Here is a 24,099-nt window from a genome sequence, read left to right as displayed (position 1 = left end):
GGATGCAGCGAGGCGCATTTCAGTACAATTCGGCATTGGCTTAATCAGTACGCCAAATTCAGCACGATTGGCACGTTCAGCACAACCGTCGCACAAAAACAGCGCGCGAGCCGCTCACCGCCGGCCTCGCGAACCGAACCGACCACGCCGTCCCCGCCGAGAACCGGCCCACACGTCCATGCCCTTGCCCCTGCTTGCCCTTGCCGTCGCCGCGTTTGGTATCGGTACCACCGAATTCGTCATCATGGGACTGCTGCCCGACGTCGCGCGCGATCTGTCCGTGTCGATTCCGGCCGCCGGCATGCTGGTCTCGGCGTATGCGCTGGGCGTGACGATCGGCGCGCCCATCGTGGCGATCGCCATCGCCAACGTGCCGCGCAAGGCGGCGTTGATGCGGCTGATCGGCATCTTCATCGTCGGCAATCTGCTGTGTGCACTGGCGCCGACCTATTCGATCCTGATGGCCGCGCGCATCGTCACGGCGTTCTGTCACGGCGCGTTCTTCGGCATCGGCTCGGTGGTCGCGGCCGGACTCGTCGCGCCCAACCGGCGCGCCCAGGCGATCGCGCTGATGTTCACGGGCCTCACGCTCGCCAATGTGCTGGGCGTGCCGCTCGGCACCGCGCTCGGTCAGCTTGCAGGCTGGCGCACGACGTTCTGGGCCGTGACGGTGATCGGCCTCTTCGCGGCGCTCGCGTTACAAGTGTGCCTGCCGAAGCACATCGAAATGCAGAAGGCGAGCCTCGTGCACGAATTCAGCGTGCTCAAGAATCCGCAGGTGCTGATGGTGCTGGGCATGAGCGTGCTGGCATCGGCGAGCCTGTTCTCGGTGTTCACCTACATCACGCCGATTCTCGAGGACGTGAGCGGATTCTCGCCGCACGAAGTGACCTTCGTGCTGCTGCTGTTCGGCCTCGGGCTGACGGTGGGCAGCACACTCGGCGGCAAGCTCGCCGACTGGAAGCTGATGCGCTCGCTGCTGAGTCTGCTCGCGATGATCGGCGTACTGCTCGCGGTGTTCGCGTTCACGATGCACGATCAGATCGCGGCGATGGCGACCATTTTCGTGTGGGGCGTGCTCGCGTTTGCGATCGTGCCGCCGCTGCAGATTCTCATCGTCAATCGCGCGAGCCATGCGCCGAACCTCGCCTCGACGCTGAACCAGGGCGCGTTCAATCTCGGCAATGCGAGCGGCGCGTGGATCGGCGGCGTGGCGATCAGCGCGGGCGCGCCGTTGACGTCGCTGCCGTGGGTGGGACTCGCGATGGCGCTCGCCGCGCTCGGGCTCACCTTCGTCTCGGCGCAACTCGAGCGGCGCGCGCGTCGCCGCGTGGCGGTCAACGGGCCGACCTCGGTCGCCTGAACGGGACGTGTCGACTCGAAGCGCGACGTTCGACGTTCGACGTTCGACGCTCGGCGCGATGACGCGCTGATTGACTGAAGCAGCGCGGCATCCCATGCCGCGTTTTTCGCGTGCGCAGTGTAGGATGGCGCCCGATGAAAACCGTCCTTACCCGAGATTTCCTCGCGCTGATCCTGAGCGTGGCCGTGGTCGGCCTGGGCTCCGGCGCGACCTTGCCGCTCACGGCGCTCGCACTCACCGACGCCGGATACGGCAGTGCCATCGTCGGCCTGCTGACTGCCGCACAGGCGCTCGGCGGGCTGATCGTCGTGCCGCTCACGGCGTGGATCGCGGGGCGATTCGGCTCGCGGCAAGTGATCGTCGGATCGGTGATTGCGGTCGCGGCGGCCACTGCGCTCATGCAGACCTGCGCGAATCTGTGGGTATGGGCGGCGCTGCGGATGGTGTGCGGCGCGGCGCTCATGCTGCTGTTCACGATCGGCGAGGCGTGGGTGAACGAACTCGCGGACGATTCCAATCGCGGACGCGTGGTCGCCATCTATGCGACGACCTTTACCTTGTTTCAGATGTCCGGGCCCGTGCTGGTGAGCCAGATCGCGGACTCTACGGCGTGGCGGTTTGCGATCTGCGGGGCGATTTTCCTGATCGCGTTGCCGATGCTGTTTGCCATCCGGTCGAGTCCGCACAAGTCGGATCTGCATGAGCCGCATGGGAGTTGGCGGCATGTGTTGCCGAAGATGCCGGCGCTGATTATCGCGACCGGTTTTTTTGCGTTGTTCGATACGCTTGCGCTGTCGTTGCTGCCGTTATTCGCAATGGGGCATGGGATTGGGAGCGAGCTGGCCGTGCTGTTTGCTTCGGTTGTGTTGCTCGGCGATACGACGATGCAGTTTCCCATCGGGTGGCTCGCTGATCGGCTCGGGCGCGAGCGGGTGCATGGGTTGATGGGCTTGATTGTTGTCGTGCTGTTGCCTTTGTTGCCTTTTGCTGTGGGGACGCCCTGGTTGCGGTGGCCTTTGCTTTTTGTTTTGGGGGCCGCTGCCGGGTCTATTTATACGTTGGCGATTGTCGCCTGCGGTGAGCGGTTTGAAGGCGGGGCGCTCGTTTCGGCTAGTGCGCTGGTTAGTGCTTCATGGAGTGTCGCCAGTTTTGGTGGGCCTATTGTTACCGGGGCTTTGATGGAGCATGCCGGGCGCGATGCCATGCTTTGGGTTTTGTTTGCCGCCGCGGTTGTTTTTCTTGGGGCTTTGAGGTGGGAACGGGTGCGCGGATTGGCTGGTGCTTCGCATATTCGGTGATTTTTTTGTTTTGCGCTTTTTCCTGTTTTCTTGTCGGTATGCATGCGTTGCCCCTGTGCGGGGCGGCACCTACTTTTCTTTGCAGCCGCAAAGAAAAGTAGGCAAAAGAAAGCGGCTCACACCGCTAATGCTTCGCTGTGTTTCTCTCGACGTCATTCGGAGTGGTGCAGGAGCGTCCGTCATCCCGCGCCCTCCCACGTAGTGACAAGGCATCCTCACATCCCGTTGCGCTCAACGCGCAACGGCCGGGTATGCGGGGGAAACCAAAGGTACTAATTTATCTTTTTGGGGCACTCGCAAACCTTCGGTTTGCTGCCATGCCCCACGGGGCGCGGAGCGCCCCCGGATGAATGACGGCTTTGTCACTGAGTTGAGTGGTGCGAGGCGACAGACGCCCCGGAACCACTATCGAAGATGGTGCGGGGTGGACGGCGTCACACTGGCGGTTTGAGCCGCTTTCTTTTGCCTACTTTTCTTTGCGGCTGCAAAGAAAAGTAGGTGCCGCCCCGCACAGGGGCGACGCGTGCAGACCGACAAGAAAACAAGAAAAGCGCAAAACAAACAATCAACCTAATGCAGCCACTACCTCCCCAACACACTCCCCAAACCCCACCCGATACCCCTCCCCCTGACACCACCCACGCAGCGTCAACACATCCCCATCCTCAATAAACCCCCGCGTAGCGCCCCCTTTCAACTCGACAGGATTCTTCGCATTCCAGGTAATCTCCAGCAAGCTCCCAAACGAATCGGGCGTCGGCCCGGAGATCGTCCCAGAGCCCATCAAATCCCCGACGCGCGTGTTACACCCACTCACCGTATGATGCGCAAGCTGCTGCGCCATGCTCCAGTACATGTGCCGGAAATTAGTCCGTGAAATCGTCGACGCCTCCTGCGCCCCGGCAGGCTGCAACAGCACTTCCAGCTCGATATCAAAAGCATGCTCCCCGCCATGCCGCAAATACGCGAGCGGCTGCGGCTCCTGCACCGGCTGCGCGACGCGGAACGGCTCCAGCGCATCAAGCGTCACAATCCAGGGCGAAATCGTCGAAGCAAAAGTCTTCGCATTGAACGGCCCAAGCGGCACATATTCCCACTGCTGAATATCGCGCGCGCTCCAGTCATTGAGCAGCACCATGCCGAAAATATGCGCCTCGGCATCCTCACACGCGATCGGCTCGCCCAGCGCATTGCCGCGCCCGATCACGAATCCCGTCTCCAGTTCGATATCGAGCTTGCGGCACGCGCCGAACACCGGCCGATCCTGATCCGGCAACTTCAACTGCCCATTGGGCCGACGCACCGGCGTGCCGCTCACCACCACGGAAGAAGCGCGCCCGTTATAGCCGATCGGCATTTCCGACCAGTTCGGCAATAGCGCATTCTTCGGATCCCGAAACATTGATCCCACGTTCGTCGCGTGTTCCTTCGACGAATAAAAGTCGGTATAGCCCGGAATATTCACCGGCAAATGCAGCTTCGCCTCCGCGAGCTTCACGAATGCGCGAGCGCGCAACGCCGCGTCATCGCGCAAGGCTGCCGTGTCGCGCGCAAGCAGCGACGAAAGCTGCACGCGCACGCTGCGCCACACGTCGCGACCCAGTTCGATGAAGTCATTGAGCGCGCCGCGCGCGAACACGTTGTGCTTCACCGTGGCCGGCAGCCTCAGCAGGCCCGCGTCATACAGCACCGCGAGGTCGATCACCGAATCGCCGATCGCCACGCCCACGCGCGCCGAGGCATGCTGCGCCGTGCTGAACACGCCGAACGGCAGATTCTGGATCGGGAATTCGCACGCGGCGTCGTTGGCGGACTCGATCCAGCTCTTGCGGCGCGGGTCGAGCGTGGCGCGCAGGTCGTCGGGAAGGGGTTGGCTGCTCATTGCTGCTCCGGAGTGAAATGTTTCTCGAGGCCTTGCCAGCACTCGTAGTAATGCGCCTGCAACTGCGCCGTTTCGAGCGCGAAGCGCGTCGGCCGGATCAGCGTGCGGGTCTCGAACATGAACGCCATCGTGTCGCCGACCTTGTGCGGCTTCGTCGTATCGGCGTTCGAGGCTTTTTCGAAGGTCTCGGCGTCCGGGCCGTGGCCCGACATGCAGTTGTGCAGGCTCGACCCGCCCGGCACGAAGCCCTCGGCCTTCGCGTCGTACGCGCCGTGCACGAGGCCCATGAACTCGCTCGCGACGTTGCGGTGATACCAGGGCGGACGGAAGGTGTTCTCGGCCGCGAGCCAGCGCGGCGGGAAGATCACGAAGTCGATCGAGTCGACGCCCGGCGTGTCGGTCGGCGCGTGCAGCACGAGGAAGATCGACGGATCCGGATGGTCGAAGCTGATCGAGCCGATCGTATTGAAGTGGCGCAGATCGTATTTGTACGGCGCGTAGTTGCCGTGCCAGGCCACCACGTCGAGCGGCGAATGGCCGATGTCGGCGCGCCAGAGCTGACCGTTGAGCTTGGTGACGAGTTCGAACTGTCCTTCAAGATCTTCGTACGCGGCGTACGGCGTGAGGAAGTCGCGCGGATTCGCGAGGCCGTTCGAACCGATCACGCCCAGATCCGGCAGGCGCAGCAACGCGCCGAAGTTCTCGCAGAGATAGCCGCGCGCCGTGCCGTCCGGCAGATCGACCGTGAAGCGCACGCCGCGCGGAATCACGGCGATTTCGAACGGCTCGACGTCGAGCTTGCCCATTTCCGTGCGAATCGACAGGCGCCCTTCCTGCGGCACGATCAGCAATTCGCCATCGGTATTGAAGAAGAAGCGGTCGGTCATCGCGCGGTTGGCCGCGTAGAGATGGATCGCGCAACCGCTCATCGACGCCGCCGAGCCGTTGCCCGCCATCGTCACCCAGCCGTCGATGAAGTCGGTCGGCGCGGTCGGCATCGGCAGCGGGTCCCAGCGCAACTGATTGGGCGGCGTGGGCGGCACGTCGTTGAAATCGGCGACGAGGCGCGTCGCGCCGCCGATCTGGGCGTGCGCGACGAGCGGCGTGAACGGCTGATGCACCGCGCCCGGACGGATCCGATAGAACCACGTGCGGCGATTGTGCGAGCGCGGCGCCGTGAAGGCGGTGCCCGAAAGCTGCTCGGCGTACAGGCCGTACGCGCAGCGCTGTGGCGAATTCTGCGCGGCCGGCAGCGCGCCGGGCAGCGCCTCGGTCGCGAACTCGTTGGCGAAGCCGCTCATATAGCCGTCGGTCGCGGCGCGATTGGCCGCGGCGTGGCGCAAGGGTGCATTCATCACTGTCTCCATGTTCTGCGTGCAGGCGCGTCTTCAGCATAGACGCCCCTCGGCACGCCGACTTTCGATTGATCGAGCCGGGCGCGGCGGCTTTCTCTGACAGAATCCGTCGCGCGATTTACGAATAGTAAAACGGATTATGATTAGTGAAATTCAACGTAAACCCTGGGAGGACGTCGAAACCCCGGCAAAGCCGCGTTTGCGTGGATATCGTTATCACCAATCCATGCATGCCGCAGGCCGGCGGACTGCTAACATCGAGTCATGCGGCCCCGAGGCTGCCCGATCCGATCACTCCGCGCTCCGAGACGCCCTCTTTTTCGTCACCATGCTTGCTCCCACCATTCCCGCGCTCGTCGCCCGCGCCGCCGATCATCCTTTTCTCGGCGAGCATCTGGCGATGGGGACCGGCGCGCACAGCGCCGTGGCCGTCGCCCACCGGCGCGGCGTGGAGTTGCTGAGCGCCTACGAACCGATCTACGACATCAGCGTGCACGGCGGCGCGCAATCGCTGACGGCGGATCTCGCGCAGGCCTCGCGTTTCGGCGACGAACTCGGTTTTCAGGCCGTGACGCTGCGCGAGGTCGACGGCAAGGTCGGGCCTTACGATCCGTTTTCCGACTCGCTCGACGATCCCGAGCTGGTCGCGCTCGACCGTTGCGTTCGCGCGCTGCACACGATCAACTTTCTCGGCTCGCAACAGCATGGGCTGCTCTTTCTGCGCGTGCACGAGCGTCTGCTTAAAAGCGTGAAATACGATCACGGGCGGCATTTTTCGAACGTGCTGGTCTCGTTCGGCCTGAATCCGGGGCGTGTGGTGATCGAGTTGCCGGCGGCGGCGGTCGCGCACCGGACCTTCGTCGGCTATCTGACGCAGAGTTATCAGCGCTATGGCTTCAAGGTGGCGGGCAATCTGCCGAATGCGGGACAGATTCTTTCGGTGTCCGACATGGCGCGGCTCGATTTCGTGAAGATGGATGCCAGCTCGGCGCTGCGCGATTCGATGGTGAAGCCGCTCGTGAGCTATGCCGCGCGCCTGCGCATTCCGCTGATCTTCAACCGCGTGGTCGATGCCGCGCAGTTCGAGCAATTGCAGCAATACGACGTGCGCTTCGTGCAGGGGCCGGTGTTCACCGCACAGGACAGCGCGGCCTGACTCGCTCCGCCATGAAAAACGCCGCGCTTTCTTGCGAAGGCGCGGCGTTTTTTTGTGCGTGGTTTTACGCGACGGACAAAAGGCCTAGAGGCTGATCGGCTCCTGCTCCAGCTCCACGCCGAAGCGCGCGAACACGTCTTGGCGGATCGCCTGGGCCAGTTCGAGGATATCGGCGCCGGTCGCGCCGCCGCGGTTCACGAGCACCAGCGCCTGACGCTCGTGCACGGCCGCCTCGCGCAGCGCGCGCCCTTTCCAGCCGCATTGGTCGATCAGCCAGCCCGCCGCGAGCTTCACGCGTCCGTCGGCTTGCGGATACGACACGACGCCCGGCTCGCGCATGACGAGCGCGTCGAACTGCTCGCCCTCGATCACGGGATTCTTGAAGAAGCTGCCCGCGTTGCCGAGCACGCGCGGATCGGGCAGCTTGGCGCGGCGCACGGCCACCACGGCGTCGAACACGTCCTGCGCGCACTGCGCTTCGCTCAGACCGCGCTGCGCGATCTCGCGTGCGAGATCGGCGTAACCGGCATTCGGCTGCCACGACTTCGGCAGACGGAACGTGACCGCCGTGATCACGAAGCGGTCACGGCCTTCGCGCTTGAAGAAGCTGTCGCGATATCCGAACTCGCAGGCGGCCGCGTCGAATTCATAGGGCCTGCCGGTCTCCACTTCGATCGCGCGCACGGCCGCGCAGCGATCGCCCATTTCCAGCCCGTAAGCGCCGATGTTCTGGATCGGCGCGGCGCCCACCGTGCCGGGAATCAGCGCGAGATTTTCGAGGCCGGGCATGCCCGCCGCGAGCGTCCACGCGACGAAATCGTGCCAGTTCTCACCGGCGGCGGCCTGGACGTACCAGGCATCGCCGTCCTCGTGAACGACGCGCTTGCCCGCCAGCCCGACCAGCAGCACGAGGCCGTCGAAGTCGCGCGTGAGCACGACGTTGCTGCCGCCGCCCAGCACAAGCGTGCGCAAGCCTTGCGCGCGCGAATCGCGCACGGCGGCGACGAAATCGGCCTCGCTTTCGACGCGGCACGCGTAACGCGCGCGCACATCGAAGCCGAACGTGTTGTGCGCACGCAGCGGATAAGCGGCGGCGAACCACACGCTGTTGCGCGGGGACGGATCAGCAGACAAGGCGGAAGCGGACATCGCGGAAGAACGGATACGGAAAAGACGGACGGAGGACGCGGGCCAGATCAGGCCGAGCCGGACAAAGCCCGGTAGAACCCGGCAATGCGAGGCAGACCCGGCCCGCCGCGCAACCTTGGGCAAACACGAAGGCGCCGGTAAAATAGCGTCGGTCCGTGATTATAGCGAGTGCGCGCGACGCCGCCGGAAAACGCCGGTGCGGCCCGCCCGCGCAGCGCCACTCGCACTTTTGGGAGAAAGCAATGCCATCGTTTGACGTCGTCAGCGAAGCCAACATGATCGAAGTGAAGAACGCGATCGAGCAATCCAACAAGGAAATCTCCACGCGCTTCGACTTCAAGGGCTCGGATTCGCGCGTCGAGCAAAAGGAACGCGAGCTGACCGCGTTCGCCGACGACGATTTCAAGCTCGGCCAGGTCAAGGACGTGCTGCTGTCGAAACTGGCCAAGCGCAATGTGGACGTGCGTTTTCTCGACTACGGCAAGATCGAGAAAATCGGCGGCGACAAGGTGAAGCAGATCATCACCGTGAAGAAGGGCGTGTCCGGCGATCTCGCGAAAAAGATCGTGCGCCTCGTGAAGGACAGCAAGATCAAGGTGCAGGCAAGCATTCAGGGCGACGCCGTGCGTGTGACCGGCACCAAGCGCGACGACCTGCAAAGCGTGATCGCCATGCTGCGCAAGGACGTGACCGATACGCCGCTCGACTTCAATAACTTCCGCGATTGATCCTGAGCGACTGAGCTTTCGCGAACTTTCGCGATAGTCGGATCGGCGGGCGCGGCGCGCACTCACGTGGGCGTCGCGCCCGTTTTGTATTTCTCCGCATTTTTCCGCGTACTTTCAGGCCGTCAATCGGGCTTGAACAGCAGCGGCATCATCACCTCACCGGTTTCCAGCAGCGTCTTGAGGTTCGAAAGGATGAGCGGCCAGCCGCCCGACACCGCCTCGATAAACTTCGACCCCGGCCGCGCCATTCGGTGCGTGACCGTGAGCTTCGCCACGTCGTCCTGCGCGACGATTTCCATCGTGCACAGCGAGTCGCCTTCCGCGTTCAGGTCGGCACGAAACTGATTACGCCAGCGGATCACCAGACGATGCGGCGGCTCGGATTCGACGATCTCGCCCGAGTCGGCCACGCGTCCGTCGGCGAAACGCAACTGCCACGGCGAACCCGGCTGCCAGTCGCTTTCCGCGCGCACGCCGTGCCAGTAGCGCGCGGTGAATTCCGGGCTCGTGAGCGCCGTCCAAAGCGCCTGCGGCGTGGTGCGGATATAGGTGACGTAGACGAACACCGACTCCTGCGCGGCGTGCGTGCCGGCCTGCGTTGCTGCACGGTCTTGCTGGCTCATGGCTGCCTCCTGACTTCGATGCCTGCGCGCTGCGCGCGCTCACGCCTCGAGCGAATGTTTGAGCTCCACGAGCGCGTCTACCTGCGCGCGCTCGAACTTGCCGATCCAGCGCGCGGCCATTTCGCCGATGGGCACCGGATTGATGAAATGGCGCTTTTCACGCCCTTCGCGACGGGTGACGACGAGATTCGCCGCTTCGAGCACGCCGAGATGCTTGGTGACCGCCTGGCGCGACATCGTCAGACCTTCGCAGAGCTGCGACAGCGTCTGGCCGTTCCTGGCGTGCAGCCGATCCAGCAACTGGCGGCGGCTCGCGTCTGCGAGCGCGCGGAATACGGCGTTGTCGTTCATGGATTTTATTATGCAACCACGAGGTTGCATGTCAAGGTGAAACCGGCGCGTGCCAGATGAACGCGCACGACGCTCATGGACGCTTACGCACGACGACCTTGCCCCCCGCCGCGACGCCTGGCCCCACCGCCGCCCGGCTGACCGGCTCGCTGGGGAGCGCCTGCGCGCCGGCAACGGGCTTGCTGGACGTGACGGACGCGACGGACGCGACGGCCTTGCGCGGCCGCCCGCCCTTGCGCCCGTTCTCGCGCGCGGCGGCGGCCTTCGCCGGCGACTTGACCGAGCCCATCTGACGCGCCAGATCGCGCATCCAGAGCTTCGTGCCGTAGATGCCGCTCAGCAGCCCCGGCGCCCACACCGACTCGTCCAGGCGCGGGAAGTAGATCGACTGCCCGCCGCCCCAGATTTCGACGTCGGCAAGCTGGGCCGGCGTGGGCGCGTGCGCGAGCATCTGCAGGTCCTGAATGAGCGCGATGGGCACGGCGATGTCTACGCCGTTCGCGAACGACACTTCGAGTTTGTGATGCGTACGGCTGTACCGCGCGGCGACCGCAACCGGACTCGCCTGTGCCGCCCCCGCTGCGGCGTCGAACTGCTCGCGGCCGATGGTCTGGGCGCCCACGGGCTCGCGGTTGAGATGCTCCCTGCTGCTGGCCATGTTTGCGTTCTCCAGGTTGCGATGCGTTGCCATTCGCGGCACAAATGCGCGACTTCGGGTTCGATGGCCTGCGCGAGGCGCGCCACTTCACGCTCGCCGAGCGCGAAGCGTTCGCGCAACGCCAGCGGCCCGAGCGGGCAATTGAGGTTGAACACACACGAGCCTTGCGGACTCTCGACATGCACGTGCGCGGGCCGATGATCGTTCGAATAGATCACGACGCGGGCGCCGGATACGCGAAGCAGTGTGGGCATGGCGTAGACAATAACCTAACGTTGGGTTTCTGGAGCGCCGCGCGGCCCGTTTTCCGTGCACTCTCTTGCACTGGATCAACCCCAACGGGCGGCGTGATCGAGAACACAGCTTAGCCACGCGCGCCGCGTCTGAAACCTCGTCCGAATGGCGTAGGACGCATCATCAGGCGAAAAAAAACGGCGCCTGAGCGCCGCCTTTTTTTGCCGCGTGTCTGGCGTCAATCGAGCCTGAACTGCCCGACTGCTTCCGCGAGCCGCATCGCCTGACCGCGCAGCGCCGACGCCGCCGCCGTCGACTGCTCGACCAGCGCCGCATTCTGCTGAACCATTTCGTCGAGCTGGCTCACGGCGCGATTCACTTCCTGAATGCCGCGCGTCTGTTCGCCGGCCGCGCTCGTCACTTCGGCGATGATGGTCGTCACGTTCGACACGTTCGCCACGATCTCGTCCATCGTTTCGCCCGCGCGGCGCACGAGTTGCGAGCCGGAATTCACGCTCGTCACCGTCGATTCGATCAGCGCCTTGATTTCGCGCGCCGCCTGCGCGCTACGCTGCGCGAGGCTGCGCACCTCGCCCGCGACCACCGCGAAACCGCGCCCCTGCTCGCCCGCGCGCGCCGCTTCCACGGCCGCGTTGAGCGCGAGAATATTGGTCTGGAACGCGATGCCGTCGATCACGCCGATGATGTCGGCGATCTTCACCGAAGCCTTCTCGATCGCGCCCATCGTATCGACGACGTCGTTGATCACCGCGCCGCCGCGCGACGCCACCACCGACGCCGAATTGGCCGTCACGTCCGCCTGCTGCGCCGCGTTGGCCGACTGGCCGACCGTCGCCGTGATTTCCTCCATCGACGCGGCCGTTTGCTCGAGGCTCGCCGCCGCCGATTCGGTGCGGCCCGACAGGTCGACGTTGCCCGCCGCGATCTCGTCGCTCGCCGTGCGCACCGACTCGCTCGCATCGCGAATATGGCGCATCACGTCGCGCAGTTTGTCCATGAAGGCGTTGAACGAGCGCGCGATCTGCGCCACCTCGTCGTCGCCCGTGGCGGGCAGGCGCTGCGTGAGATCGCCCTCGCCCGCGCTGATCGCGTCCATCGCGTCGCGAATGCGCGAGAGGCGCTGGAACGACACGGCCGTGACCGCGCCCACCACCAGCGCCGCCACCACGGCCACCACCACGAGCGCGATCAGCGACGCGGTGAGCAGCGAGCGCATGCCCGCCGTGGCTTCGCTGCGGTCGAGCGCGACGATCAGACGCCAGTCGGTGCCCGGAATCGGCTGCGCGCGCATCAGCTTGGCGTCGCCGCCCACGTCAAACGACGGCGGGCGAGCCGACGCATCGAGCGCGGCCAGCTTGTCGCCCGTCAGTTCCGGCGCGAGGTCGGTGACCGGCTTGAGCGTGAGCTTCGCGTCGTTGTGCGCGACGATCTGGCCCGCGCTGTCCACCAGCATCCCGAAGCTCGCGGGCGTCGGATGGATCGACTGCACGTTCGACACCACGTCGTCCATCGCGACGTCGCCGGAAATCACGCCCTTCACCTGGCCGTCGCGGATCACGGGCGCGGCGAACGCCACCACCAGCTTGCCGGTGCCCACGTCGACGTAAGGCGGCGTCACCACGCCCTTGCCCGCCGCAACCGCCTGCTTGTACCAGGGACGGCCGGTCGGATCGTAATCGGGCGGAATGCCGGTCGGATCGGAGAATTTCGCGGTCTTGTCGGCGTAGCCCACGTAGACGTTGGTGAAGCCGCCCGCCGCCGCGATCTGCTTGAGCGCCGCCGACGGATCGGGTTGAAGCACGGCGTCCTGCAGCGACTCGATCATGCGCGCGTGCGTCGCCGCCCATTCGCCGATGCCTTCGGCGTGGCTGGCCGCGACGGCCGAGAGCGTGGCGTCGATCGAATCCTTGTTATGCGAGCTGGCGACGTAGTAATCGAGTGCGGTATTGGCCGCGAGCGCCACGACGACGATGGAAACGCATAGCGCGACGATGCGCGCGCGAATGGTGGAGAACATGGGGAGGAGCGCCGGGGGAAGAAGTAATTCGGACCGCGAGTACGTATGGCAATAAGAAAATGACATACGGGTTAACGGCCCGCCGGCAGACGACTTAAGGCGCTTTTTTGGTGCAAATGCGCACAAAATGCAGTCAAACGTCTGACAAATGCGCGCAACTGATCAGACGACACGCGCAGAAAATGCGCGTCGGTTCACAACTCGAACATCTTTTTAGGGCGCCGCGCCGCGCTTGCCTCGCGGCGGGCTCCGCTTTGGCCTGTCTGGCCCATTTGATTTTGCAGCGAGCGCTCACTCGCTCGCGGCGGCGGCCTTCTTCTTTTTATCGCCGATACGGCTTTCGGTGCCGTTCATCAGCTTGCCGATGTTGGCGCGATGGCGCCAGAACAGCAGCGCGCTCATGGCGAGAATCGCGAGCGCAATCACGTGCGGGCCGAACATGAAGACGTCGAACAGCGGCGCGAACACGGCGGCGGCCAGCGCCGCCAGCGACGAATAGCGCGTGAAGAAGGCGACGATCAGCCACGTGAGCAGCGTCAGGCCGCCGAGCAGCGGATTGATGGCGAGCAGCACGCCCGCGGCCGTCGCCACGCCCTTGCCGCCCTTGAAGCGGAAAAACACCGGATACAGATGGCCGAGGAACACGGCGATGGCGGCGAGCGCGACAGCCGTATCGCCGAGACCGAAACGCGGCCCGAAACGCACCGTGAGCCAGACGGCGAGCCAGCCCTTGAACGCGTCGCCGATCAGCGTGAGGATCGCGGCCTTTTTGTTGCCGCTACGCAGCACATTGGTCGCGCCCGGATTGCCGGAGCCGTAGGAGCGCGGATCGTCGAGGCCCATGAAGGCGCTCACGATCACCGCGAACGAAACCGAGCCGATCAGATAAGCCAGAACGGCGACGAACAGGTTGTACATGCACGAAACCCGAAGTAATGAAAACGAAACGTGAGACGAAGCGCGCGGGGCCCGGCCCGCAGCCAATGCCCGCAACGGCCGCGCCGCGGCGGCGAAGGCGCCCATTCTACCGAAGCGCGGGCGCGCCTTGATGGCGCGCCAGGGTAATCAGGGAGCGTACCGGCCCGCGTGCGGTGCGCCGGAGCTTATTCGACGCTCGCGCACTGAACCGGCTTCGCGTCGAGCAGCGACGTCAGCACGGCGGGCGCGAGACTCACCAGATAGCCGCGTTTGCCGCCGTTGAGCCAGATTTCGTCGAGATCGAGAATCGTCGCTTCGACGTAGACCGGCATGCGCTTTTTGGTCCCGAACGGCGAAGTGCCGCCGACCAGATAACCCGAATGGCGGTTCGCGACTTCGGGCTTGCAGGGCTCGACACGCTTCGCGCCAATCTGCCGCGCGAGATTCTTGGTCGACACCTTGCGGTCGCCGTGCATCAGGACGATGAGCGGCTTCGCGTTCTCGTCTTCCATCACGAGCGTCTTGACGACGCGGTGCTCGTCCACGCCGAGCTGGCGCGCGGACTCGCCCGTGCCGCCATGATCGACATATTCGTAAGGATGCTCGCCGAACGCGACGCCCGCGCGGCGCAGCATCTGCGTGGCGGGCGTTTCGGAGACGTGTTTCGATTTGCTCATGGCGCGCATTGTAATGCGCGAGCGGCGTGGGCCGCGCGCTCGCGCTCAGCCGCGCGGGTGATGCTTCTGATGCAGCAGACGCAGACGCTCGCGCGCGACGTGCGTGTAGATCTGCGTGGTGGAGATGTCGCTGTGGCCGAGCAGCATCTGCACCACGCGCAGATCGGCGCCGTGATTGAGCAGATGCGTGGCGAACGCGTGGCGCAGCGTGTGCGGCGACAGCGGCGCGTGCACGCCCGCGTTCAGCGCGTGACGCTTGATGATGTGCCAGAACTGCTGGCGCGTCATGCCGTCGGCGCGCGCCGTCACGAACAGCGCGTCGGCCGGACGCGGGCCGAGCAGCGCGGGCCGCGACTCGCGCAGATAACGCGTGATCCACGCCGACGCCTCTTCGCCGAACGGCACGAGACGCTCCTTCGAGCCCTTGCCGAGCACGCGCACGACGCCTTCGTTCAGGCCGACTTCCACGGTCTTGAGCGTGACGAGTTCGGTCACGCGCAGTCCGCTCGCGTACATCAGTTCGAGCATCGTGCGGTCGCGCAGCCCGAGCGGCGTGGCCACGTCGGGCGCGTTGAGCAGCGCTTCGACCTGCGCTTCGGTGAGCGTGGTGGGAAAACGCGGCGGCTGCTTCGCCGAACGCACGCGCACGGTGGGATCGACGCTTACGTGCCGCTCGCGCAGCGCCCAGCCGTAGTAGCGCCGGAATACCGACAGCCGACGATTCGCCGACGTCGATTTGTCGTCCTTGCGGCGCGCGCTGTAGGCGTAGAGATCGTCTTCGTGCACGCCGTCGAGGCCGTGCTCGCGCGCGCGTGCGAGCCACTCGGCGAACAGGCGCAGATCGCGCCGGTAGGCGTCGAGCGTGTTGCGCGAGAGACCGTGTTCGAGCCACATGGCGTCGCAGAACGTGTCGATGGCGAGCAGGCTCGTGGCGAGCGTGGCGGAAGCGGCGTCGGAAAGCGGCGCGGCCTCGTCTACGTCGCTTGCGTCGATTGCGTCGATGTGCCCGATGGGATCGGCATCGTCGAGGTCTTGCGCATCGTCCTCGAAACCGGCTTCGTGATCTTGCGCGTCTTCGTGCGAGTTTTCGTGCGCGGGGGTGTTCGTCATCGGATTCTTACGCCTTCATGGGCGAGCAGCCAGCGTTTGACGTCGCGGAAAAAACCGTCGCCGCCGTGGTGATTGAAGCCGCCGATGCCGCTCGCCGCGACCACGCGATGGCACGGAATCACGATCGGCAGATAGTTCGAGCCGCACGCCTGCCCCACCGCGCGCGCGCTGATGCTGCCGACGCGTTGCGCGAGTTCGCCGTAAGTCAGCACCGCGCCCGCCCCGATCGAGCAGATGCCGTCCCAGACGCGGCGCTGAAAGGCCGTGCCAGGCGACGCGAGCGGCAGATCGAACGACGCCGACGCATCGTCCAGATAGCGCGCGATCTGCGCGGAGGCCAGTTCGGCGAGTGCGGAATCCGGCGCGACACCCGGCGTCGAAGCGGGCAGATAGTGGATTTCGCGCACGCCGTCCGCGCTCGTGACGATGCCGACCTTGCCGAACGGCGCATCGATCACCGCGTTGTAGACGCGCGGCGCGAGCTTGCGCAAGGCCTGCCGGCTCGGCGTGCGCGCGGGCGCATCGGCGGAAAGATCTGCGGGCACGTTCGCGGGAATGTTGGCAGCGGCGCGCATCGCCGCGTCTACCGCGTCGTCCCACAGTGAATACGTTGCCGATGCGCTTGCCAATGGTTTCCTCATCGCCGCTCTCCTTGAATCGCCGCGCCGGTTCAATCGATCATGCCGATCATGCTGCTTCCAGCGCCCACTGCACATGTTCGCGCACGACCGCCGATTCGTCCTGCGCCCGCGCCCGCAGCGCATCGACGATGGCTTCGCGGCGCGCGCTTGTTTCGCTTGTTTCGCTTGTTTCGCTTGTTCCGGTCGCGTCGTCCACACGCGGCGCGCGCAGCGCATTGCCCATCGCCACCGCGATATTGCGCGACCAGCTTTCGTAACCGATACGCCGGATCGCGCTGCCCTGCATGCGCTCGTCGAACTGTGCCGCGCTCCAGCCGAACAGCTCGACGAGACTCGCGCGGTCGAGCCCGTGGCGCACGTCGAAATCGGCGACCGGCGCAGCCTGCGCGAACTTGTTCCACGGACACACGAGCTGACAGTCGTCGCAACCATAGACACGATTGCCGATCAGCGGCCGCATGTCCAGGGGAATGCTGCCTTTCAGTTCGATCGTCAGGTACGAGATGCAGCGGCGCGCATCGACGCGATACGGCCCGGTGATCGCGCCCGTCGGACACGCGTCGATGCAGCGCGTGCAACTGCCGCAATGCGCGCCGGGCGTTTCGGGAGCGGCGCTGGCCGGATCGTCCGCGTCGGTCGGCAGCGGCACATCGACGTAGATCTCGCCGAGAAAGAACAGCGAGCCCGCGTCGCGCTGGAGCAGCAGCGTGTGCTTGCCGCGCCAGCCGATGCCCGCCTTCTGCGCGAGCTCCACTTCGAGCACGGGCGCCGAGTCGGTGAAGACGCGAAAACCGAACGCGCCGATCTCGCCCTCGATACGCTCCGCGAGTTGCTGCAAACGCGCGCGCATGACCTTGTGATAATCGCGGCCGCGTGCGTAGATCGACACCACGGCGGCGTGCGGATCGGCGAGACGCGCGTGTTCGCGCTGACGCCAGTCGTCGTGGATGGCGTGCCCGCGACGCCCTTCATCCGCGCCTTGCGAAGCGCTTTCGGCGGCCTGACCTGTTGCATGCTCCGTGGCCGCGGCCGCCGACGGATCAAGCGTGGCGGCCGGCAAATAGGCCATGCGCGCGGTGATGACACGTCGCGTACCGGCAACGAGCTCGGCGGGCCTGGCGCGTTTCATCCCATGTTTGGCCATATAATCCATCTCGCCGTGGCAGCCCGCTTCGAGCCACGCGGCAAGGCCCGCCTCGGCATGGGACAGGTCGGTGTCGCTGATACCGATCGCACCGAACCCCAGCTCGCGTCCCCATGCGCGGATTTGCGTCGCGAGCGCGGCCAGTGCCGCTGCGTCGAGCGTCGCCGACGCGCCGGCGCTCTGCGTCTGCTGCGCGCACGACGATGCACGCGACGCACTCGCCTCGTCAGGCTCGCGCGCGGCCTCTGCGGCCAATGTCTGGTTCAACGGGGAATGCGAGGGGTTCATCACGCCATTTTACGAGAATGCCCGACACGCCCGGTCACGACCACGCGAGCCTGCCCGCCGCTCCTGTTCTGCTCGAACGCCGTTTCGAGCTCGCGGATGAAAGCGCCACCGATGCGTTCGGCGCGCGTTTCGCGCACGCGCTCGACGCGGTGCGCGCCGCCAGCACGCAAGTTTCCCGCCAGCCTGCCGACAATACGGCCAGTTCCGCACGCCACGCAGCCGTCAACGCATTCGGCGGTCTGCACGTTCAGCTACTCGGCGACCTCGGCGCAGGCAAGACCTCGCTCGTGCGCGCCGCGCTGCGCGCGCTCGGCCACAACGGGCGCGTGCGCAGTCCGACGTACACGCTCGTCGAACCCTACACGGTCGCAAGCGCGAGCGGGGAACTCCAGCTTTATCACTTCGATCTGTATCGTTTCAGCGACCCGGCCGAATGGGCCGACGCCGGCTTTCGCGAATATTTCGCGCAAGGGGCGGTGTGTCTCGTCGAATGGCCGCAACGCGCGGGCGGCCTGCTCGGCGTGCCGGACCTGGTGTTCCAGCTCGAACCCGGCCCGGACGGCGAAGGCCGCGTGCTCACCGCGTACGCATACAGCGCATCAGGAAAGGCATGTCTAGAAAGATGTTAATCAAACCGTTCCGCTCGATCGAATCCGCCGCCACCGCCACGCACAACTGGCGGCGCCGGCAGATTCTGAAGGCGGGCGCGTCCACGCTGGTGCTCGGCCTCGCGGCACCGCGCCTCGCCTGGGCGACCTCGGTCATGGGCGTGCGCGTGTGGCCCGCGCGCGACTACACGCGCGTCACGATCGAATCCGATCAGGCGCTCACGACCACGCAAACGCTGCTGCAGAATCCCGACCGCCTCGTGGTCGATCTGAGCGGCCTCGACCTCGACGACGCGCTCAAGAATCTCGTCTCCAAGATCACGCCGAACGATCCGCAGATCCAGGCCGTGCGCGTCGGGCAGTATCAGCCGCACGTCGTGCGCATGGTGTTCGACCTGAAGGGCTCGGTGAAGCCGCAGGTGTTCACGCTGCAGCCGGTCGGCTCGTACAAGTACCGGCTGGTGTTCGACCTGTATCCGGCCGTCGCGCCCGATCCGCTCATGGATCTGCTCGCGCAGACCGAGCACAAGCAGCAGCAGCTCGACGCCCACGAGGCGATGCGCCAGAACACGCCGCCCACGCCGTCCACGCTCGCGGGTCCGAACACGCCGCCGCGCCACGACAACAGCGAAGACTTCTTCCAGCGCTACGCGCAGAACGACGGCGGCACGGCTTCGGGATCGTCGGGATCGTCGGGATCGTCGGGATCGGCGGGATCGGCGGGATCGGCGGGACCGTCGTCGCCGCGTCCCGTGCCGCCGGTGCCGCCGGCGGTCGTGGTCAAGCCGAAGCCCGCGCCGAAGCCGCCCGTCGTCGCCCAGACCGACGACGACTCCGACAAGGACGACGACAACTACGGCTTCACCGCGCCGAAGTCCGGCAAGGGCGGCACCACGCGCCTGCTCACGGTCGCGATCGACCCCGGCCACGGCGGCGAGGACCCGGGCGCGATCGGCGGCGGCGGCACCTACGAGAAGCACATCGCGCTCGACATCGCCAAGCGCCTGCGCGCCAAGATCGACGCCCAGCCCAACATGCGCGCGATGATGACGCGCGACGCCGACTTCTTCGTGCCGCTGAACGTGCGCGTGCAGAAGGCCCGCCGCGTGGGCGCGGACCTGTTCGTGTCGATTCACGCCGATGCGTTCACCACGCCCGCCGCGCGCGGCTCGTCGGTGTTCGCGCTTTCCGAGCACGGCGCGACCAGCGCGGCCGCGCGCTGGATGGCGAACAAGGAAAACTCGTCGGACCAGATCGGCGGCATCAACGTGAAGACGGCGGACGCCGCCGTCAACCGCGCGCTGTTCGACATGTCGACGACGGCGCAGATCCGCGACTCGCTGCGCTACGGCGGCTTCGTGCTCAACGAGGTCGGCGAGATCAACAAGCTGCACAAGGGCTCGGTCGAGCAGGCCGGTTTCGCGGTGCTCAAGGCGCCCGATATTCCGTCGATCCTCGTGGAAACCGCGTTCATCAGCAATCCCGAAGAAGAGCAGAAGCTCAACGACGAGGCCTATCGCGACAAGATGGCCAACGCGATCATGAAGGGCATCAAGCGCTATTTCGCGGCCAATCCGCCGCTCGCGAAGAGCCGCATGACCTGATCGATCGACGCGTCAGATGCGAAAACGCCGCGCCTTCCTTGCGGAAGCGCGGCGTTTTTTCATGCGCCGATGCCGCGAACTCAAATGTGCGTGTTCAGCTGCGTGTGAGGTGCGTGTCAGGTGCGCGCCGCCACCAGACGCTGCCTGACCCAGCCGCCAAACACGTTCACGCCGAGGCCCGCCATCACGAGCGCCGCGCCGCCGATCTGCGCGGCGCTCAGACGCTCGCCGAGCAGCAGCGCGGCCGCCGCGAGCCCGACGATCGGCACCAGCAGCGAGAACGGCGCGACCTGGCTGGCCGGATACTTCGCGAGCAGACGGCTCCAGAGGCTGTAGCCGAGTATCGTCGCGATGAACGCGAGATAGACGATCGCGCCGATCGAAGTCATGCCGATGCCTTCGAGCGCGGTTTCGATGCGCTGCGGCCCTTCCATGAAATACGAGAGCACGAGGAACGGCAGCGGCGGAATCAGGCTCGCCCACACCACGAGGCCGACCAGATCGACCTTGCCCACTTTCTTCGTGACGATATTGCCGAGCGCCCACATGCAGGCCGCGCACAGCGTGAGGATGAAGCCCGCGGCCGTCATGGTCTGCACGCCCACGCCTGCCGCCGCCGTCGATTGCAGGCCGATCAGCGCCAGGCCGCCCGCCGCGATCAGCAGGCCGATGACGTTCTGCGCGCGAAACCGCTCGCCGAGAAACACGGCCGCGAACACCAGCGTGAAGAACGCCTGCGCCTGCAGCACGACCGAGGCGAGTCCGGCGGGCATGCCCACGTACATCGCCGTGAAGAGAAACGCGAACTGGCCGAACGAAATGGTCGCGCCGTAGGCGAGCAGCCAGCGCAGCGGCAGTTTGGGACGCTTCACGAACAGCACCGCCGGGAACGCCGCCAGCATGAAGCGCAGCGCGCCGAGCAGCAGCGGCGGCACGCCGTGCAGACCCACCTTGATCACGACGAAATTCACGCCCCACGCGATCACCACCACCAGCGCCAGCAACAAATCCTTCGGCGACATCTCTCCGGCTCCCTCTATTGTTCTGTCGAATCTGTCAGTTTAGCGGCTGCGGCGCGTGCTCGCCCAGCCGGACAAATTGCGTCGATGCCGGCCGGGCGTGCGTCCCGTGCCTCACGAAGCCCGAGCGGACGCCTTACACGCTGCTTCGCGCTTGCCGACACAGCGCCGAAGCGGGCGTTAGAATGAGCGCCAGTCCGCGCGCGCAGCGCAGGCGCGGCCGCTCTGCCGCCCTGCTGCCCCGCCGCCTTGCCCCACTCATTCGAACCGTCCGGCTCATCAAGGAAGCGTCCATGTCCTCATCGATCAAAGCGGTCCTCAAGCCTCATCAGCGCGACATCGGCAACCTGTACGTGCGCCGCGTGCTGCCGGCCATGGCCGCGCGACTCGTCGGCCCGTTCATCTTCTTCGACCACATGGGCCCGGCCACGCTCGCGCCCGGCGCGGGCGTCGACGTGCGTCCGCATCCGCACATCGGCCTCGCCACCGTCACCTATCTCTACGACGGCGCGCTGATGCATCGCGACAGCCTCGGCTCGGAGCAGAAGATTCTGCCCGGCGACGTCAACTGGATGACGGCCGGCCGCGGCATCGTCCATTCCGAGCGCACGCCCGACGAAAACCGCGCCACCGGCCTCACGATGCACGGCATCCAGACGTGGGTCGCGCTGCCGCTCGATCACGAGGACGTCGAGCCGTCGTTCTTCCATCACGAAGCCGCGACGCTGCCCGAAATCGAGCGCAACGGTGTGACGCTGCGCGTGATCGCGGGCACGGCGTTCGGCGCGACTTCGCCCGTCGAGACCTTCTCGGGCACGCTTTACGTGGCCGCCGACTTCGCGCCCGGCAGCGCCATCGCGCTCGAACCCGAGCACGAGGAGCGCGGCGTGTATCTGGTCGAAGGCGACCTGTCGATCGACGGCACGCCGCTCGACCAGCACAGCATGGCGGTGCTGGTGCCGGGCGAAACGGTCACGCTCGCGAGCGCGAACGGCGCGCGCGTGATGCTGCTCGGCGGCGAAAAGCTCGAAGGCGAACGCTTCATCGAATGGAACTTCGTGGCCAGCTCGCGCGCGAAGATCGACGCCGCGAAGGCCGCGTGGACGCGTCAGGAAATGGGGCAGGTGCCCGGCGAAACCGAATGGATTCCGCTGCCCGAGAAAAAGCCCGCGCATTGAAGCGCGGCGATTCGCCCCCATCTTCACGCGTGACTGCCAATTCCCAACGAGGACGCAATGGATACCACTCTGGCCACTTTTGAAAGAGACGTGATCGAAGCGTCGGCGCTCGCGCCGGTGCTGGTCGACTTCTGGGCGCCGTGGTGCGGCCCGTGCAAATCGCTCGGCCCGATGCTCGAAAAACTCGAAGCCGAGTACGCGGGCAAATGGCGGCTCGTCAAAGTGAATGTCGACGAAAACCAGGAGCTGGCCGCGCACTTCCAGGTGCGCAGCATTCCGCACGTCGTCGCGTTCGCCGACCGCCAGGCCGTCGACCAGTTCATCGGCGTGCTGCCCGAAGGCCAGCTGCGCGAGTTCATCGACCGGCTGATTCCCGATTCGGCGCAGGCCGCGCGCCAGGTCGCGCAGCAGGCCATTGAGGAAGGCCGCCGCGAGGACGCCTATGAAGCGCTGCAGGCCGCGCTCGCCTACGACCCCGGTTTCGACGACGCGCGCATGGACCTGATCGAGATGCTGCTCGCAGACAACCGCGCCGACGAAGCGCACAACGAAGTCGATCTGCTTTCTCCCAAGACCACGCAGGGCATCGACGCGCGCTTCAACGCGCTGAAGACGCGTCTGGACGCGCTCGACGCCGCCGCCGATTTGCCGCCGACCGACGCGCTCGAAACGCGCGTGGCGAACAATCCGGACGATCTGGAAGCGCAGTTCGATCTGGCGAGCGCGCTGATCGCGCGGCGCAAATACGCCGGCGCGCTGGAGCATCTGCTGGAAATCGTGAAGCGCGACCGGACGTTCCGCGAGGATATCGGCCGCAAGACGATGCTGTCGGTGTTCGATCTGGCCGCGCATCAGCCGCAACTGGTGAGCGAGTGGCGGCGCAAGCTGAGCGCGACGTTGAACTGAGCGGCGCTTGCCTGGTTGAGCGCGCCGCGCCGGATGGGGAAGCGCCACGGGAGACCGTGGCGTTTTTTTTGACGGCGAATCCTTAAAAGAGGGACGGTTGGCCTTGAATTGAGGATCAACACGTAAATCCTTATAATGGGGATAAATATCCCTATTTTGAGGATTTATCGTGAGCCTCGCCGATTTCCTCTTCACTGCGGGCATGCAACGCGTGCTGGGCGCCACGCTGGTGCAACCCGAGCGCAGCTTCACGCTTCAGGAACTGCTGCGTCTCGCGGACAGCGGACGTGGCAGTGCGCAGAAACAGGTCGATCGTCTGATCGAGGCGGGCGTGCTGCGCGAAGATGCGCGGCGCGGCCGCCAGCGCAGCATCCGCGCGAATACCGAATTTGTGCTGTATCCCGAACTGCTCGGCATCGCGCGCAAGTCGTTTGCCGTGGTGGAGCCGCTGAAAGAAGCGCTCGCGCCGTTCGCTGCGCGTATCGATTCGGCGTTCGTGTTCGGCTCAGTGGCGAAAGGTACCGACGGCGGCCGCAGCGATATCGACCTGATCGTGGTCGGCAACGTGCCGCTTCTTGAAGTCGCCGAGGCGATGCACACCGTCGAACAGGATTTGCTGCGCCCCATCAACTTTTCGTTGTATGAGCCGGGTGAATGGGCGGCGCTCGTGCAGTCAGATCCCGTCATGGCCCAGATCGTTCAGGGCCCCACTCTGACGATACTGTGATGACGCGCCCGCCCGAATACGACAATCTCATCAAGACGAAAGCCTTCGAAGCCGTGGCCCCGACGCCCGGCGCCATCGCGGGCTTCCTGCGCAACGCGGCGGACTATCTCGTCACCGCGGAAGGTCTGGACCCCGAACGACATTTGCAGATCTTCACGCTGGCTTACGAGGGCTATTTCCAACTGGTGCAGGCCACGCTGGAGTTCTACGCGGTGCGCACGCGCGACGCGGGACGCAACCTCGCCATCCAGCGCGTGTCCACGTCATTGGGCGTGAGTGCGGCGGAATTCGCCTTCATCACGAAGGCTCATGAGCGGCGCAACGGCACGTCGTACGTGTCGCCGTTTCCGCCGGTCTCGAAGGCCGAGGCGGCAGCCATGCTGGAGATTCTGCGCGCCTACCTGCCGGTCGCTCGCGCGCTAACCGGCGCGCATTGAGTTCCGA

23 protein-coding genes and 1 pseudogene are annotated in these 24,099 nt (G+C 65.6%); 10 read left to right on the top strand and 14 right to left on the bottom strand.

The features are described from left to right. Positions 1-178 precede the first annotated feature (178 nt). Together BMY06_RS04180 and BMY06_RS04175 are read left to right on the top strand one after the other, a co-directional pair. Entirely contained in the window at positions 179-1,363 is a 1,185-nt protein-coding gene (locus tag BMY06_RS04180; RefSeq protein ID WP_065057201.1) for an MFS transporter, read from the top strand. Positions 1,364-1,497: 134 nt separating this feature from the next. Next, the gene (locus BMY06_RS04175) at positions 1,498-2,661 is read left to right on the top strand and encodes an MFS transporter (protein ID WP_074981634.1); all 1,164 of its coding nucleotides are present in this window, start codon (positions 1,498-1,500) and stop codon (positions 2,659-2,661) included. A 565-nt stretch (positions 2,662-3,226) separates the two neighbouring features. Here BMY06_RS04175 and fahA read toward each other — a convergent pair. Both fahA and hmgA read right to left on the bottom strand, forming a co-directional pair. Continuing rightward, on the bottom strand, positions 3,227-4,543 hold the full coding sequence (gene fahA / locus BMY06_RS04170) for a fumarylacetoacetase (RefSeq protein WP_074981632.1): 1,317 nt from the start codon (positions 4,541-4,543) through the stop codon (positions 3,227-3,229). Beyond that, the gene (hmgA, locus tag BMY06_RS04165) at positions 4,540-5,898 is read right to left on the bottom strand and encodes a homogentisate 1,2-dioxygenase (protein ID WP_074981630.1); all 1,359 of its coding nucleotides are present in this window, start codon (positions 5,896-5,898) and stop codon (positions 4,540-4,542) included. The genes fahA and hmgA overlap by 4 nt, the downstream gene beginning before the upstream one ends. 328 nt (positions 5,899-6,226) lie before the next feature. On the opposite strand from hmgA, the gene BMY06_RS04160 reads away from it, so the two are divergent. Beyond that, on the top strand, positions 6,227-7,054 hold the full coding sequence (locus BMY06_RS04160) for an EAL domain-containing protein (protein WP_065057198.1): 828 nt from the start codon (positions 6,227-6,229) through the stop codon (positions 7,052-7,054). An 84-nt stretch (positions 7,055-7,138) separates the two neighbouring features. On the opposite strand, the gene murB is transcribed toward BMY06_RS04160, so the two are convergent. Then, a complete protein-coding gene (gene murB, locus BMY06_RS04155) occupies positions 7,139-8,203 on the bottom strand; it encodes a UDP-N-acetylmuramate dehydrogenase (protein ID WP_074981628.1) in 1,065 nt (354 codons plus the stop codon). 242 nt (positions 8,204-8,445) lie between these two features. Between murB and BMY06_RS04150 the strand changes: the two genes are divergently transcribed. After that, positions 8,446-8,931: a YajQ family cyclic di-GMP-binding protein gene (locus BMY06_RS04150; RefSeq protein WP_065057196.1), complete on the top strand. Its 486-nt coding sequence runs from the start codon at positions 8,446-8,448 to the stop codon at positions 8,929-8,931. Between the two features lie 122 nt (positions 8,932-9,053). On the opposite strand, the gene BMY06_RS04145 is transcribed toward BMY06_RS04150, so the two are convergent. The 10 genes and pseudogenes from BMY06_RS04145 to queG all read right to left on the bottom strand — a co-directional run bounded on the left by BMY06_RS04145 (position 9,054) and on the right by queG (position 17,469). Beyond that, positions 9,054-9,554: an SRPBCC family protein gene (locus tag BMY06_RS04145; protein ID WP_074981626.1), complete on the bottom strand. Its 501-nt coding sequence runs from the start codon at positions 9,552-9,554 to the stop codon at positions 9,054-9,056. A gap of 39 nt (positions 9,555-9,593) precedes the next feature. Further along, the gene (locus BMY06_RS04140; protein ID WP_074981624.1) at positions 9,594-9,905 is read right to left on the bottom strand and encodes an ArsR/SmtB family transcription factor; all 312 of its coding nucleotides are present in this window, start codon (positions 9,903-9,905) and stop codon (positions 9,594-9,596) included. 73 nt (positions 9,906-9,978) lie between these two features. After that, entirely contained in the window at positions 9,979-10,563 is a 585-nt protein-coding gene (locus BMY06_RS04135) for a DUF2442 domain-containing protein (protein WP_124263387.1), read from the bottom strand. 38 nt (positions 10,564-10,601) lie between these two features. Then, positions 10,602-10,817, bottom strand: a pseudogene (locus BMY06_RS40625) (DUF4160 domain-containing protein); the annotation flags it as partial. Between the two features lie 218 nt (positions 10,818-11,035). Further along, positions 11,036-12,835 (bottom strand): methyl-accepting chemotaxis protein, encoded by a 1,800-nt coding sequence (locus BMY06_RS04125; protein ID WP_074981618.1) that lies wholly within the window; start codon positions 12,833-12,835, stop codon positions 11,036-11,038. A 291-nt stretch (positions 12,836-13,126) separates the two neighbouring features. Next, positions 13,127-13,753, bottom strand: a complete 627-nt coding sequence (gene plsY / locus BMY06_RS04120) for a glycerol-3-phosphate 1-O-acyltransferase PlsY (RefSeq protein WP_074981616.1) — start codon at positions 13,751-13,753, stop codon at positions 13,127-13,129. A gap of 185 nt (positions 13,754-13,938) precedes the next feature. Continuing rightward, complete coding sequence (gene ybaK / locus BMY06_RS04115; protein WP_065057360.1) at positions 13,939-14,430, bottom strand: Cys-tRNA(Pro) deacylase; 492 nt, start codon at positions 14,428-14,430, stop codon at positions 13,939-13,941. A gap of 45 nt (positions 14,431-14,475) precedes the next feature. Beyond that, on the bottom strand, positions 14,476-15,540 hold the full coding sequence (xerD, locus tag BMY06_RS04110; RefSeq protein WP_080180176.1) for a site-specific tyrosine recombinase XerD: 1,065 nt from the start codon (positions 15,538-15,540) through the stop codon (positions 14,476-14,478). Continuing rightward, positions 15,537-16,031 (bottom strand): methylated-DNA--[protein]-cysteine S-methyltransferase, encoded by a 495-nt coding sequence (locus BMY06_RS04105; protein ID WP_074981766.1) that lies wholly within the window; start codon positions 16,029-16,031, stop codon positions 15,537-15,539. Before BMY06_RS04105 ends, xerD begins: the two co-directional genes overlap by 4 nt. Positions 16,032-16,227: 196 nt before the next feature. Beyond that, positions 16,228-17,469 (bottom strand): tRNA epoxyqueuosine(34) reductase QueG, encoded by a 1,242-nt coding sequence (gene queG / locus BMY06_RS04100; RefSeq protein WP_244144295.1) that lies wholly within the window; start codon positions 17,467-17,469, stop codon positions 16,228-16,230. A gap of 161 nt (positions 17,470-17,630) precedes the next feature. Here queG and tsaE point away from each other — a divergent pair, with 161 nt between their 5' ends. Continuing rightward, positions 17,631-18,242: a tRNA (adenosine(37)-N6)-threonylcarbamoyltransferase complex ATPase subunit type 1 TsaE gene (gene tsaE / locus BMY06_RS04095; RefSeq protein WP_074981612.1), complete on the top strand. Its 612-nt coding sequence runs from the start codon at positions 17,631-17,633 to the stop codon at positions 18,240-18,242. Further along, positions 18,224-19,825, top strand: coding sequence for an N-acetylmuramoyl-L-alanine amidase (locus tag BMY06_RS04090; RefSeq protein ID WP_074981610.1), 1,602 nt, complete (start codon positions 18,224-18,226; stop codon positions 19,823-19,825). The genes tsaE and BMY06_RS04090 overlap by 19 nt, the downstream gene beginning before the upstream one ends. Before the next feature lie 116 nt (positions 19,826-19,941). Here the strand turns inward: BMY06_RS04090 and BMY06_RS04085 are convergent, their stop codons facing one another. Next, positions 19,942-20,847, bottom strand: coding sequence for an EamA family transporter (locus tag BMY06_RS04085; protein ID WP_065057187.1), 906 nt, complete (start codon positions 20,845-20,847; stop codon positions 19,942-19,944). A 290-nt stretch (positions 20,848-21,137) separates the two neighbouring features. Between BMY06_RS04085 and BMY06_RS04080 the strand changes: the two genes are divergently transcribed. The 4 genes from BMY06_RS04080 to BMY06_RS04065 all read left to right on the top strand — a co-directional run bounded on the left by BMY06_RS04080 (position 21,138) and on the right by BMY06_RS04065 (position 24,092). After that, the gene (locus tag BMY06_RS04080; protein WP_065057186.1) at positions 21,138-22,022 is read left to right on the top strand and encodes a pirin family protein; all 885 of its coding nucleotides are present in this window, start codon (positions 21,138-21,140) and stop codon (positions 22,020-22,022) included. Between the two features lie 57 nt (positions 22,023-22,079). Then, positions 22,080-22,928 (top strand): thioredoxin, encoded by an 849-nt coding sequence (gene trxA / locus BMY06_RS04075; protein ID WP_065057185.1) that lies wholly within the window; start codon positions 22,080-22,082, stop codon positions 22,926-22,928. Positions 22,929-23,097: 169 nt separating this feature from the next. Beyond that, on the top strand, positions 23,098-23,655 hold the full coding sequence (locus BMY06_RS04070; protein ID WP_065057184.1) for a nucleotidyltransferase domain-containing protein: 558 nt from the start codon (positions 23,098-23,100) through the stop codon (positions 23,653-23,655). Further along, a complete protein-coding gene (locus BMY06_RS04065) occupies positions 23,655-24,092 on the top strand; it encodes a hypothetical protein (RefSeq protein WP_074981609.1) in 438 nt (145 codons plus the stop codon). The genes BMY06_RS04070 and BMY06_RS04065 overlap by 1 nt, the downstream gene beginning before the upstream one ends. The last annotated feature ends 7 nt before the right edge of the window (positions 24,093-24,099 follow it).

The organism is Paraburkholderia tropica, assembly GCF_900109265.1.
GTDB lineage: Bacteria > Pseudomonadota > Gammaproteobacteria > Burkholderiales > Burkholderiaceae > Paraburkholderia > Paraburkholderia tropica.
Note: the sequence above shows the minus strand (reverse complement) of the source record. Positions and strands in the feature narration are given on the sequence as shown.